This window comes from Mycobacterium yunnanensis (assembly GCF_025823185.1).
Taxonomy (GTDB): domain Bacteria; phylum Actinomycetota; class Actinomycetes; order Mycobacteriales; family Mycobacteriaceae; genus Mycobacterium; species Mycobacterium yunnanensis.
On the sequence record NZ_JACKVK010000005.1, the window covers coordinates 104,788 to 117,017 of the forward strand.

Annotated in this window: 11 protein-coding genes; 9 read left to right on the forward strand and 2 right to left on the reverse strand. The window is 67.8% G+C overall.

The features are described 5' to 3' along the window. The first annotated feature begins 86 nt into the window (after positions 1-86). From H7K45_RS07680 to H7K45_RS07705, 6 genes are all read left to right on the forward strand, one after another. The gene (locus tag H7K45_RS07680) at positions 87-1,325 is read left to right on the forward strand and encodes a sarcosine oxidase subunit beta family protein (RefSeq protein ID WP_263995194.1); all 1,239 of its coding nucleotides are present in this window, start codon (positions 87-89) and stop codon (positions 1,323-1,325) included. Positions 1,326-1,355: 30 nt separating this feature from the next. Further along, entirely contained in the window at positions 1,356-1,631 is a 276-nt protein-coding gene (locus H7K45_RS07685; protein ID WP_263995195.1) for a sarcosine oxidase subunit delta, read from the forward strand. Then, the gene (locus tag H7K45_RS07690; RefSeq protein WP_263995196.1) at positions 1,628-4,489 is read left to right on the forward strand and encodes a glycine cleavage T C-terminal barrel domain-containing protein; all 2,862 of its coding nucleotides are present in this window, start codon (positions 1,628-1,630) and stop codon (positions 4,487-4,489) included. Before H7K45_RS07685 ends, H7K45_RS07690 begins: the two co-directional genes overlap by 4 nt. Continuing rightward, positions 4,482-5,090 carry a sarcosine oxidase subunit gamma gene (locus H7K45_RS07695; RefSeq protein ID WP_263995197.1) on the forward strand — a complete coding sequence of 203 codons (609 nt, stop codon included), beginning with the start codon at positions 4,482-4,484 and terminating at the stop codon, positions 5,088-5,090. Before H7K45_RS07690 ends, H7K45_RS07695 begins: the two co-directional genes overlap by 8 nt. Before the next feature lie 94 nt (positions 5,091-5,184). Further along, positions 5,185-5,607, forward strand: coding sequence for a DUF3291 domain-containing protein (locus H7K45_RS07700; protein ID WP_263995198.1), 423 nt, complete (start codon positions 5,185-5,187; stop codon positions 5,605-5,607). Between the two features lie 193 nt (positions 5,608-5,800). Then, entirely contained in the window at positions 5,801-7,165 is a 1,365-nt protein-coding gene (locus tag H7K45_RS07705; RefSeq protein ID WP_263995199.1) for an HNH endonuclease signature motif containing protein, read from the forward strand. A 45-nt stretch (positions 7,166-7,210) separates the two neighbouring features. Here the strand turns inward: H7K45_RS07705 and arr are convergent, their stop codons facing one another. Continuing rightward, positions 7,211-7,651, reverse strand: a complete 441-nt coding sequence (gene arr, locus H7K45_RS07710) for an NAD(+)--rifampin ADP-ribosyltransferase (protein ID WP_276069712.1) — start codon at positions 7,649-7,651, stop codon at positions 7,211-7,213. A gap of 169 nt (positions 7,652-7,820) precedes the next feature. On the opposite strand from arr, the gene H7K45_RS07715 reads away from it, so the two are divergent. From H7K45_RS07715 to H7K45_RS07725, 3 genes are all read left to right on the forward strand, one after another. Continuing rightward, on the forward strand, positions 7,821-8,249 hold the full coding sequence (locus tag H7K45_RS07715) for a Rieske (2Fe-2S) protein (protein WP_263995201.1): 429 nt from the start codon (positions 7,821-7,823) through the stop codon (positions 8,247-8,249). After that, positions 8,249-9,316, forward strand: a complete 1,068-nt coding sequence (locus H7K45_RS07720) for an NAD-dependent epimerase/dehydratase family protein (RefSeq protein ID WP_263995202.1) — start codon at positions 8,249-8,251, stop codon at positions 9,314-9,316. Before H7K45_RS07715 ends, H7K45_RS07720 begins: the two co-directional genes overlap by 1 nt. A gap of 89 nt (positions 9,317-9,405) precedes the next feature. After that, complete coding sequence (locus H7K45_RS07725) at positions 9,406-11,004, forward strand: alkaline phosphatase D family protein (RefSeq protein WP_372512516.1); 1,599 nt, start codon at positions 9,406-9,408, stop codon at positions 11,002-11,004. A 7-nt stretch (positions 11,005-11,011) separates the two neighbouring features. Here the strand turns inward: H7K45_RS07725 and H7K45_RS07730 are convergent, their stop codons facing one another. Then, positions 11,012-12,211, reverse strand: coding sequence for an MFS transporter (locus tag H7K45_RS07730; protein WP_263995204.1), 1,200 nt, complete (start codon positions 12,209-12,211; stop codon positions 11,012-11,014). Positions 12,212-12,230 lie beyond the last annotated feature (19 nt).

The window sequence follows — 12,230 nt, forward strand, 5'->3', positions numbered from 1 at the left end:
GTGTTGACGTGAACGCGGTTTGATCCTAGCCTAGGCGATGACTGATATACCAGTAGCGCGAGCAGTGAGATTTCAGGAAGGCGCCCATGCCCGTCGACACCGTGCCGCCCGGCGCGCACCTTCCGGATCATCCCGAATTCCTCTGGCGCACACCGACACCGAAGAAGAACTACGACGTCGTCATCGTCGGCGGCGGCGGCCACGGACTGGCCACCGCGCACTACTTGGCCCAGAACCACGGCATCACCAACGTCGCGGTGTTGGAACGCGGTTGGCTCGCCGGCGGGAACATGGCCCGCAACACCACGCTGATCCGGTCGAACTACCTCTGGGACGAGAGCACCCGCATCTACGAGCACGCGCTCAAGCTGTGGGAGGGACTCGAGGACGATCTGGACTACCCCATCCTGTTCAAGCAGTGCGGCGTGTTGAACCTCGCCCACAGCCTGCAGGACGTCCGCGACAGCGTCCGACGGGTCGAGGCCAACAAGCTCAACGGCGTCGACGCCCACTGGGTCGACCCGGACGAGGTCAAGAAGCTCTGCCCGATCGTCAACGTGTCCAACGAGATTCGGTACCCCATCATGGGTGCGACCTATCAGCCGCGCGCAGGCATCGCCAAGCACGACTACGTCGCCTGGGGCTTCGCGCGTCGCGCCGACCAGGCTGGCGTCGACGTCATCCAGAACTGCGAGGTCACCGGCTTCGTCACCGACGGCGACCGGGTCACCGGCGTGCGGACCACCCAGGGCGACATCGGGGCCGGCCAGGTCGCGCTGTGCGCAGCCGGACACACCTCCACGCTGACCGACATGCTCGGCATCCGCACCCCGCTGCAGAGCCACCCCCTCCAAGCCCTGGTCTCCGAACTGCTCGAGCCCGTCCACCCGACGATCGTCATGTCGAATGCGGTGCACGTCTACGTCTCTCAGGCCCACAAGGGTGAACTGGTGATGGGCGCGGGCGTCGACTCCTACAACGGTTACGGTCAACGCGGCGCGTTCCACATCATCGAACGCCAGATGGCCGCGGCGGTGGAACTGTTCCCCGTGTTCGCCCGCGCGCACCTCCTTCGCACCTGGGCGGGCATCGTCGACGTCTGCCCGGACGCCTCACCGATCGTCGGGCGCACCCCGTACGAGAACCTGTACCTCAACGCGGGCTGGGGAACCGGCGGTTTCAAGGCCACGCCGGGGATCGGCTGGTGCCTGGCCGACACCATCGCCAACGACGAACCCCACGAGTTCGTCGCGCCGTTCAGCCTGGACCGATTCGTCACCGGTGCGCTCGTCGACGAGCACGGCGCCGCCGGCGTCGCGCACTAGACCCACCGGTCAGTTCACACAGGAGTAGCCATGCAACTCATCGAATGTCCCTGGTGCGGAACGCGCGAGGAGACCGAGTTCCACTACGGCGGACAGGCACACGTCCCCTACCCGGAAGATCCCCAGGCGCTGACCGACGAGGAATGGGCCCGCTACGTCTTCTTCCGCACCAATCCCAAGGGGCTCTTCGCGGAGCGCTGGAGCCACAGTGCGGGGTGCCGTCGCTGGTTCAACGCCGTCCGCGACACCGCCACCTATCGATTCCAGAGCGTGTACCGACCCGACGAGCAGAGGCCCAACACATGACCGCAGCCTTTCGCACCGCCCAGGGCGGCCGGGTCGACCGCTCCACCACACACACCTTCGTGTTCGACGACCGGGAGCTGACCGGACATCCCGGCGACACACTCGCATCGGCCCTGTTGGCCAACGGCATTCATCAGGTCACCACGAGCATCAAGCTGGGGAGGCCACGGGGTTTCACCGCCGCGTGGGCCGAGGACACCGGCGGCCTCGTCCAGATCGAGCATCCGTTTCCCGAGCCCATGCTGCTGGCCACGACCGTCGAGCTGTTCGACGGTCTGGCCGCCCGGGGCATCCCGGGGCAGGGCCGCCTGGCGGAAATCGCCGACACCGCGAAGTACGACGCCACCCACGCCCACGCCGACGTCCTCGTCGTCGGGGCAGGGCCGGCCGGACTGGCGGCCGCGCTCACCGCCGCCAGGGCCGGGGCCCGCGTCGTCCTCCTCGACGAGCAAAGCGAAGCCGGCGGCGCCCTGCTGGGCAGCACCGACACGATCGACGGCAGACCGGCACTGGACTGGGTTCGGGATGCGGTCGCCGAGCTGGCCTCCCACCCCGAGGCGCTTCACCTGCAGCGCACCACCGCATTCGGACACTACGACGACGGCTTCGTCCTGGCCCTGGAGCGCCGCACCGACCATCTCGGTCTGGACGCACCGGTGGCGGTCAGCCGCCAGCGGGTCTGGCGCATCCGAGCTCGGCGCGTCGTGGTCGCGACGGGTGCGCACGAACGCCCAATCGTGTTCACCGACAACGACCGTCCCGGCATCATGCTGGCCCATGGCGCCCGCACGTTCCTGCACCGCTACGGCGTCCGGGTCGGCGACCAGGCCGTGGTGTTCACCACCAACGACAGCGCCTATGTCGCCGCATTCGACCTGCACGACGCCGGGGTACGGATCAGCGCGATCGTCGACCCTCGGACGGACCTACCGCCAGATCTTCTCGCAGAGTGCGCCTCTCGCGAGATCGTCGTCCACCAGGGCGCCGTGGTGAGCGGTACCCGCGGCGATTCCCGCGTCACCCACGCCGTGGTGTCGCGGTTGTCCGCCGACGACGCGGCCCCGGTCGCCATCGAGTGCGACGTGCTGCTGGTCAGTGGCGGCTGGAACCCGGCGGTCCACCTCTACAGCCAGGTGCGCGGCACGTTGCGCTACGACGACGCCCTCGGCGCGTTCGTGCCCGATGCACCGCTCGACGGCGTCGACGTCGTGGGCTCGGCGACCGGAGTCTTCGACCTGCCGGGCTGCCTGCGCAGCGGTCGTCAAGCCGTCGAATCCTCGCTCCCCGCAATTGGTTTCACGGCGTCAACCAGCCCGCTGCCGGGTGAGGACGATCCGGTCCGGACGCCGGGGGCCAGCACGGTCCTCTGGTACGTCCGCGACGCCGCCTCCGCGACCCGTCAGTTCGTCGACGTGCAGCGTGACGCCACGGTCGCCGACCTGGTGCGGGCAGTCGGCGCGGGCATGGTCTCGATGGAACACATCAAGCGCTACACCACCATTGGAACCGCGCACGATCAGGGCAAGACGTCCGGTGTGGTCGCGTCGGGCATCACGGCCGACCTGCTGGGCCGCCGACCGGAGGACATGGGCGTCACCACGTTCCGCCCGCCGTACACGCCGGTCGCCTTCGCCGCCCTGGCCGGTCGCAGCCGGGGTCACATGTTCGATCCCGAGCGCGTCACCGCGGTGCACGACTGGCATGTGGCGCGGGGTGCGGTCTTCGAGGACGTCGGCCAGTGGAAGCGCCCGCGGTACTACCCGTTGCCCGGTGAGGACATGGACGACGCCGTCCTTCGCGAATGTAGAGCCGCCCGAAGCGGAGTCGGCATCCTCGACGGGTCGACGCTCGGCAAGATCGACGTACAGGGCCCGGATTCGGGCCAGTTCCTCGACATGCTCTACACCAACCTGATGAGCACGCTGAAGGTCGGCATGATCCGCTACGGCGTGATGTGCGGCGCCGACGGGATGGTCATCGACGACGGCACCGTGATGCGGCTTGCCGAGGACCGCTTCCAGGTGTTCACCACCACCGGCGGCGCCGCCCACATTCTGGACTGGATGGAGGAGTGGTTGCAGACCGAGTGGCCGCACCTGCGGGTCCGGATGACCTCGGTGACCGAGCAGTGGCACACCTTCCCCGTCGTGGGCCCCAAGTCGCGTGACGTGATCGGTGCCGTGTTCCCCGATCTGGACGTCGGCAACGACGCCTTTCCGTTCATGGCCTGGCGCGACACCACCCTTGGCGGCGCGCACGTCCGAGTCGGCCGCGTCAGCTTCTCCGGTGAACTCGCCTACGAGGTCAACGTGATGGGGTGGTACGCAACCGCGTTGTGGGAGAAGCTGATCGAGGCAGGTGAGCGTCATGGCATCACCCCCTATGGCACCGAGACGATGCACGTCTTGCGTGCCGAGAAGGGCTACCCCATCATCGGACAGGACACCGACGGCACCATCACCCCGCAGGACCTAGGGATGAACTGGGTGGTGTCGAAGAAGAAGGTCGACTTCATCGGCAAGCGTTCCTTCACCCGCAGCGAGAACCTCAACCCGCTGCGCAAGCAGTTCGTGGGGCTGCTTCCGGTCGACGCCCAGACGGTCCTGCCCGAGGGGGCCCAGATCGTCGAACCCACCGCGGACGGCGAGCTGCCACCGCCGCCGGTGCCGATGCTCGGTCACGTCACGTCGAGCTACCGCAGCGCCGAACTAGGGCGACCGTTCGCCCTCGCGTTGGTCAAGGGTGGCCATGCCCGTATCGGCGACACCCTGAGTGTCCCGGTGAACGGGACCCTGGTGCCGGTGGAGGTCACCGGATCCGTGCTCGTCGATCCCGAAGGAGCCCGTCGCGATGGTTAGGGCCACTGCCAGCCTCACCCGACACAGTCCGCTCGAAGGCTTCGCCGAGCAGTTCGCTCGACTGCCGGCGTCGGCCGCGGTGGCCGAGGAGCCGTTCGTCGCGATGGTGGACCTGTGGGTCGACCCGTCGAGCCCCGGTGCCGCGGCGGCGGCTCGGGCCCTTGGCGTGGACGCCCTGCCTCGAACGGCGTCGACGACGGCCACCGCGGCGGACGTCACGGTCATCTGGTTCGGACCCGACGAGTGGCTGGTGACCTCGACGAACGAGGCGCCCGAGGACCTGGAGTCGCGGCTGCGCCAGGCCGTCGCCGAACACGGCGGTGCCGCAGTCGACGTCTCGGCCCAGCGCACCACCCTGCGGCTCCGCGGGGAGCATGCACGTGACGTCCTCGCCAAGGGCTGCTCGATCGACCTGCACCCCTCCGCGTTCGCCACCGGTACCGCCGTCCAGACCATGCTCGGGCAGGCCGCCGTCGTCCTGACGTCCCTCGACGACGACGGGACCGACTACCGGGTGCTGGTGCGGTCGTCCTTCGCCCGCTACCTCGCGGAGTGGTTGGTCGACGGGGCCGAGGAGTTCGGCGTCGACTGGCCGCACTGACCCCGCCGGGCCTCTTCGGCGTAATACTCCACAGTTGACATGTCAATTGTGTACTGTGAGTCCAGGCCACGACCGGACGAACCAGGAGAGACTCATGCCGATACTTCCGTGGACAGCCGCCAAGGACCGCGCCGCCATCCCCGCCGGGGCGGAGGTCGTCGTGATGGCGTCCCGCTTCGAGGTCGTCTCGTGGCGTGACGTAGCGCCGTTCTTCCTGGCGGCCTTGCGAATTCGACGACAGATGCTCGGGGCTCCGGGGGCAGTAGGGGTCTCACTGGTCGCCCACCCGGCGAGGCGAGAGTTCTACACCCTCTCGGCATGGCGAGACCGCGCGGCGCTCGACTCGGCGGTGGCCGGCCGCCCGCACGTCGAGTCGATGACCCGATTCCGGCCGAGAATGGCCAGTTCTCTGTTCAGCTTCTGGACGGCGGCCATGCCGGCCGGGGTGCATCCGGAATGGCCGGAGGCCCGAGCGCGACTCCGCGAAGAGGCTGATCCCAGCCGATGTCGCCGGTAGGGGCCCCAAGAGCCGTCCGCATGCCGTGACTTTGTGCGGCGACGCGGCCGGAAGTCGTCGGTGTGCTGCAGTCCGATGATGTCCTTGCCCGCCTCTGAGCGAATTCGCCGAGGCTCCAAAACTCCTGTGCCACATTGGTTTCAGTGGTCACAGATTTGGATTTCTTGTCGGTGGGTCGTACTAATGTTCGAGTATGAGTTCGGATCGGGTCACCGCAGCAGTCGCGGGGATCCGTGCTGCCGTGGCCGAACTCGTCACCCTGGACTGTGACCAGTTCACCCACCTCGAACTGGTCGAGTTGCTCGGGGAACTGGAGACGGTGACTTGGCAGCTGCCCACGGTCGGGCACCGGGTGATCGCCCGACTGCACCGCGAAGCGTCCCCGGTCGAGTTGGGCGCCAAGTCATTGGGAAGCGTGTTGACCCAACGGTTGCGCATCTCCGGCAAGGAAGTCCGCAGAAGACTGGCTGAGGCCGAGGATCTCGGGCCGCGGACGGCAATGAACGGGCAGCCGCTGGACCCCAAGCTGGCCCCGACCGCCGACGCCCAAGCCCACGGGGTGCTGGGACCCGAACACGTGTCGGTGATTCGAGGCTTCCTCGACAAGCTGCCCACGTGGGTGGACCCCGAAGTGCGGGAACTCTCGGAGAAGACGTTGGTGCACATCGGGTCGGGCACCGGTCCCGAGGAACTGGGCAACACAGCCAAGACACTCATGACCGCCATCGACCAGGACGGTCCCAAACCCGACGACGTGGAACGGGCCCGCAAGCGGTTCTTCCGGTTGGGCAAGCAGCAGGCCGACGGGATGACCCCCTTCACCGGGCTGCTGGACCCCGAAGCCCGGGCCACGATCGAACCGATCCTGTCCAAATACGCCGCCCCCGGGATGTGCAACCCCGCCGACCACGAACCGAGAACCTCCGGCACACCGACCCAAGAACAGATCGACACTGACGACCGCACCGCGACCCAACGCAACCACGACGCACTGATCGCGATCGGGCGGTCCGTGCTGTCTTCGGGTGAGTTGGTTCAGCACAACGGGTTACCCGTCACCGTCATCGTCTCGACCACCCTGCAGGATCTGGAATCGGGATCCGGGTCGGGTGTCACCGGGGGCGGGTCGCTGCTGCCGATGGCCGACCTGATCCGCATGGCCTCCCACGCTCACCACTATCTGGCGGTCTTCGACAAGCACACCAACGAAGCCCTGTACCTCGGCCGCACGAAGCGCCTCGCGTCGGTGGGGCAGCGGATCGTGCTTCATGCCCGCGACCGCGGCTGCACCAAACCCGGGTGCACCGTCCCCGGGTACGGCGCGCAGGTGCACCACATGACGGGGTGGGCGAGGAACGGGTTGACCGACGTCGACGACGTCACCCTGGCCTGCGGTGGGGACAATCGCCTGGCCGAAAACGGCTGGACTGTCGAGCTTCGAGACGGCGTCGTGCAATGGATCCCACCCCCGGAACTCGACGTCGGGCAAGCCCGCATCAACTACCTTCACCACCCCGAACGACTCCTCGTCGAGCCGGGGGACGAGAGCGCGGCGTAACGACGAGTTGCTCAGACGATTTCGGGAAGTGGTCGACGTCGGTCGCTAGTCGTAGATGACGTCGAGCCCTCGACGCTTCAGATCGGCCAGCCCGTCGCGCATCGCGTGGAGTTGCTCGTCGGTGTGGCCCACCCAATCGGTGAGTTCGCCGACTATTCGCACCGGCTGCCGGGTGCGGTACGACATGGTCGGGTTGCCCGGCAGCTTCTTGTCCGTCACGTTCGGATCGTCCTCGACGGCACCCTCCGGTTCGACGACGTAGATGCGGCACCGACCCTCACCCTTGGCCATCTCGGCCCCCCACACCGCCGCATCCAACGTCTTGGTCACGTAGACGTGGTTCATCACGCGATCCTCCTGGTAGTTGGAGGTGCGCCCAGGAACGAGCAGGTCACCAACCTCGAGATCAGCCTTGGTGCCGTGCAAGTACGCACCAGACTCGTGCGGTTCGAACGGTTTTGGTGGATGCGGCACTATTTCTCCCATTACTCGATGGCCTGGTCGCGAGATCATGCCCCACCGCGGGGGTCTTGCCGCAAGGCCCCCATCCCGCCATAATCTGAAGTGGGAACGCACAGGAGAGCCGTTTCACTGACCGCGGGCCGGGTATCTGCGCCCAATGAGCATCCTTCGCAATGATCCGCACGGTCGCGGAGTGCAGACCCCGGGCGCGCTGCCGCCGATCCTTCACGACCACCCGCTGCAGGCGGCGGGTCGGCGTCTCCTCGACGTCGACCAACTCGACGAGCGGCGCGTCACAGAGGTGACCACCACCGAGCACGGCGTCTTGGCCGTCGGCGTGACCCCCGACGGCACGCCGTTCGCGACGGGAAACCTCTGCCGCCATCAGTTCGCCAAGTTGGGCCGGGGTCGGGTCACCGACGACGGCTGCCTCGAATGTCCCTGGCATCGTGCGGCTTACGACGTCACGGACGGAACCATGACCGCGGGCCCCAAGGGACGCATCTTCGGTTTCAAGCCGTATTCGTGGGCCATCAAGGCGTTCGGCAACGTTGCACCGCTTCGCACGTTCCCCGTCGAGGTTCGCGACGGCGCCATTTGGCTAGTGGAGGGGCTCGACTGATGCGCATCGTGATCACCGGTGCCAGCGGCAACGTCGGAACCGCCGTTCTGCGCGCCCTGCCACCCGAACACGACGTCGTCGGCGTCGTGCGTCGGCCGCCACCGCCCGACGGCGTCTACCAGCGCGTTGACTGGCACCCGCTGGACCTCACCGACCCCGACGCACCCGCCCGGCTGCGCCACGTCTTCGAGCGCGCGGACGCCGTCATTCATCTGGCCTGGGGGTTTCAGCCCACACGCGACGTCGACTACCTCAACCGCTTGGGTGTCGGCGGTACGTCGGCCGTCCTTCAGGCTGCCCACGCCCAAGGGGTGGGGCAGCTGATCCATATGTCCTCGGTCGGCACCTACGCCGCCGGACGCTACGGTCAGCGCGTCGACGAGTCGTGGCCCACCACCGGAATCGACACGTCGCCCTACAGCCGCGACAAGTCCGCTGCCGAATCGGCCCTCGACGAATACGAGAGCCGCCTGGGCAGTTCGGCCATTCCCATCGCGCGGATGCGTCCCGGGTTCATCCTGCAGCGCGCCGCGGCCAGCGGCCTGATGCGCTACGGACTGCCGGAATACGTGCCGATGCAACTGGTTCCGCTGCTCCCCCTGCTACCGCTCGACCGCAAGCTGTGCATACCGATCATCCACGCCGACGACGTCGCGGCTGCCATCGTCCTCGCCGTCGAGAATCACGCCACGGGGCCCTACAACCTGTCGGCCGAGCCGCCGATGGGTCGCGACGACGTCGCCGAGGTGCTCGGCGCACGTCCCGTCCACGTTCCGTCCGCGGTGCTGGGCACCCTGGTCGACCTGTCGTGGCGGGCACGACTGCAACACATCGACCGCGGGTGGCTCGATCTGGCATTCAGCGTGCCCCTGTTGGACTGCACGCGCGCACGAACGCAGCTCGGTTGGGCGCCGGCATGGACGGCGACCGAGGCCCTCGCCGATCTGCTCGAAGGCGTTGCGCAGCAATCGCATACATCGAGTGCTCCCCTGCGCCGACGTTCGATCCTCGACCTGCTGCGCCGCGACGTGACCGATGGGTTGATCTCCTCGCGCCGGCTGCCGTAGTGATCCGTTAACCGGCCCGACACCCGTCGGTCGCCCACTTCCCCATCCACGTTGGCCTTCGCGTCGCACCGGCACCGCATGCTGGCCCGGTGGCCCACGACGAACACCGACTAATCGGTCGGCGAACCTTGCTCCGCGGCTCATTGGCCGGGGCGCTACTCGTGCCCACCACCGCAGCTCTGCAGGCCTGCGGAGGCCCCGGCAGCAGCGGTCCGGCCAGCACCGGCCTGCTCGCCACTCGTCCGCGCATCACCCACGGCGTCGCCAGCGGTGATCCGCGCCCCGACGGCGCTCTGATATGGGCACGCTCCGACTCACCGGCCCGCATGATCGTGGAGACCTCGGCGACCGAGTCGTTCTCCAACCCCGCGCGAATCGAGGGGCCGCGGGTGACACCAGCCTCCGACGGCACCGGGCGACTCCGTGTCACCGGCCTCGAACCTGGCCAGACGGTGCACTACCGGGTGACGTTCGAAGGTGAGGACGGCGGCACCTCCGAACCCGCCGTCGGTGTCTTCACCACCGTGCCCACTCGACCGAAGGACGTGACGTTCGTCTGGTCCGGCGACGTCGTCGGCCAGGGTTGGGGCATCAACCGCGAGGGCGGCATGGGCATCTTCGGCGCCATGGCCGACCGACGACCGGACTTCTTCCTGCATTCCGGTGACGCCATCTACGCCGACAACCCGGTGCCCGAGACCCAGGTCCAGAACGACGGTGGCACGTACCGAAGCGTCACGGCCGCGGCAAAGGACCACGTTGCCCAGACCCTCGACGACTTTCGGGGAAACTACGCCTACAACCTCGCCGACGCGCATTACCTCCGCTTCAACGCGACTGTCCCACAGCTGATTCAGTGGGACGACCACGAGGTGCTCAACAACTGGTTCCCCGGCGAGTCGCTGGCAGGCCAGAGGCGCAAGGGCTACACCGACACCGACGTCGACGGATTGGCCGGTCTCGCCTATCAGGCGTGGCGCGAGTGGCAGCCAGTCGAACCCTCCGAGGCCGCCGACGGTCGATTGCATCGCAAGATCTCCTACGGGCCCATGCTGGACGTGTTCGTACTGGACATGCGCTCCTACAAGGATCCGAATCCGAGCGCGTGGTCGACGTCTGACGACGGTGGCATCCTCGGTCGCGAACAGACGCAGTGGCTCGTCGACGGCTTGAGGTCGTCGACCGCGGTGTGGAAGGTCGTCGCCAACGACCTGCCGATCAGCATCGTCGTGCCGGACACCGCCTCCGACCCGGTCGGCGGCCCCCCGTCGATGGAGGCCGTCGCCCAAGGCGAGAACGGCCGACCGCTAGGCAGGGAGATCGCCTTCTCGCGAATCTTGAGCCAGACCAAGGAGGTTCGCAACGTCGTGTTCCTCACCGCCGACGTGCACTACACCGCGGCGATCTCCTATCACCCCGAGCAGGCGGGCTTCACCGACTTCTCACCGTTTTGGGAGTTCGTCTCGGGACCCCTGAACGCAGGCGCGTTCCCCCAGAGTCCGCTGGATGGAACCTTCGGCGCGCGCTACGAATTCGTCCACGCTCCAGGGGAGAAGAACACCTCCCCTGCCGAGGGCTTTCAGCACTTCGGCGCGGTGCACGTCGACGCGGACACCCGCGCACTGACGGTCGATCTGTGCGACGCGTCCGGTTCATCGTTGTACGCCAAGGAGCTGTTGCCCGCCTAGCGACGGCTCAGGTGGCGCAGGACGCCGGTTGCTTCTGCGCCTGCACCTTGGCCAGACCGGGCAACGGGCCGAAGGCCCTCGCGACCAGAGGGCTGACGGCGGCCAGCACCGTCATGACGATCGACACCGCCACGGCGCCGTTGGGACCGTGCGAATCGGTGGCGACACCTGCGACGGCCGTACCAATGGATCCACCGACGATCGTCGCGCTGCTGAGCCACCCGAAGGCCTCGGTGGCCATGTGCTGTCCGACTTCTCGCGACACCATCAGGTAGAGCGCCGACATGGCCGGGGCGAATCCGACGCCCGAGACGAACAGGGCGGCGAACTGCAGGGGCAGGGCGTCGGCTGCGCCGTAGAGGCCGACGCCGACGCCGACGGCAGACAAGGCCACGACGACTCCGGACAGTCCGAGTCGCCGATGTCCGAACACCAGTCCGCCAAGGAGTGAACCGACACTCGCCGAGGCGATGGCGGCTCCAGCGGTAAAGCCGTTCTTGCCGAGTGCCGCGATGATGCCCACCTCCAGTGCGGTGAACGAGCCCACCAGGACGAGGCTGGACACCATGGCCAAGATGACCGCGCGGTGCAACAGGACGCGTCCGAACCTGCTCTCGCTGACCGCCTTCTCGGGATGCAGCCGCCACGAGACGAGGAGGAACCAGATCGTCCCCATCAGCGTGACCGCCGCGCAGAGAATCAACGGGAAGAGGGTCGAGATCCTCGACGCGAGGACGGTGGCCGCGACGGGTCCGATGACCCAGATGAGCTCCTGCGCAGTGGTGTCGAGGGCGAAGAGCGTGCGCACCTCGTCGTCGGGGACCATCCGCGGATACAAGGCCCGTACGACGGGCATCAGCGGTGGGATGGACGCTCCCACGATGACTCCGAGGACCATCAGCGGCACCGCCGCCGCGCCGGCGAATGCCAGTCCCAGCGTGCCGACGGCGTTGACGGTGGCCGCGGTGACGAGGGTGCGGGCCACCCCGACACGTCCGGCGAGCCGCGAGGTCAGCGGCATGGCGACGGCTTCACCGGCGCCGACGGCGGCGACCACGGTGCCCGCCAGGGCGTACGAGCCGGTCAAGCGGTGAACGTGCATGAGGATCGCCAACGACAGGATGCCGAGCGGCAGCCGCGCGAACAGTTGCGAGGCCGTCACGTTCAGCACACCCGGGACCCGCAACAGGTTCCGGTAGGTGCCCATCGTCATTCCTCCACTTCCG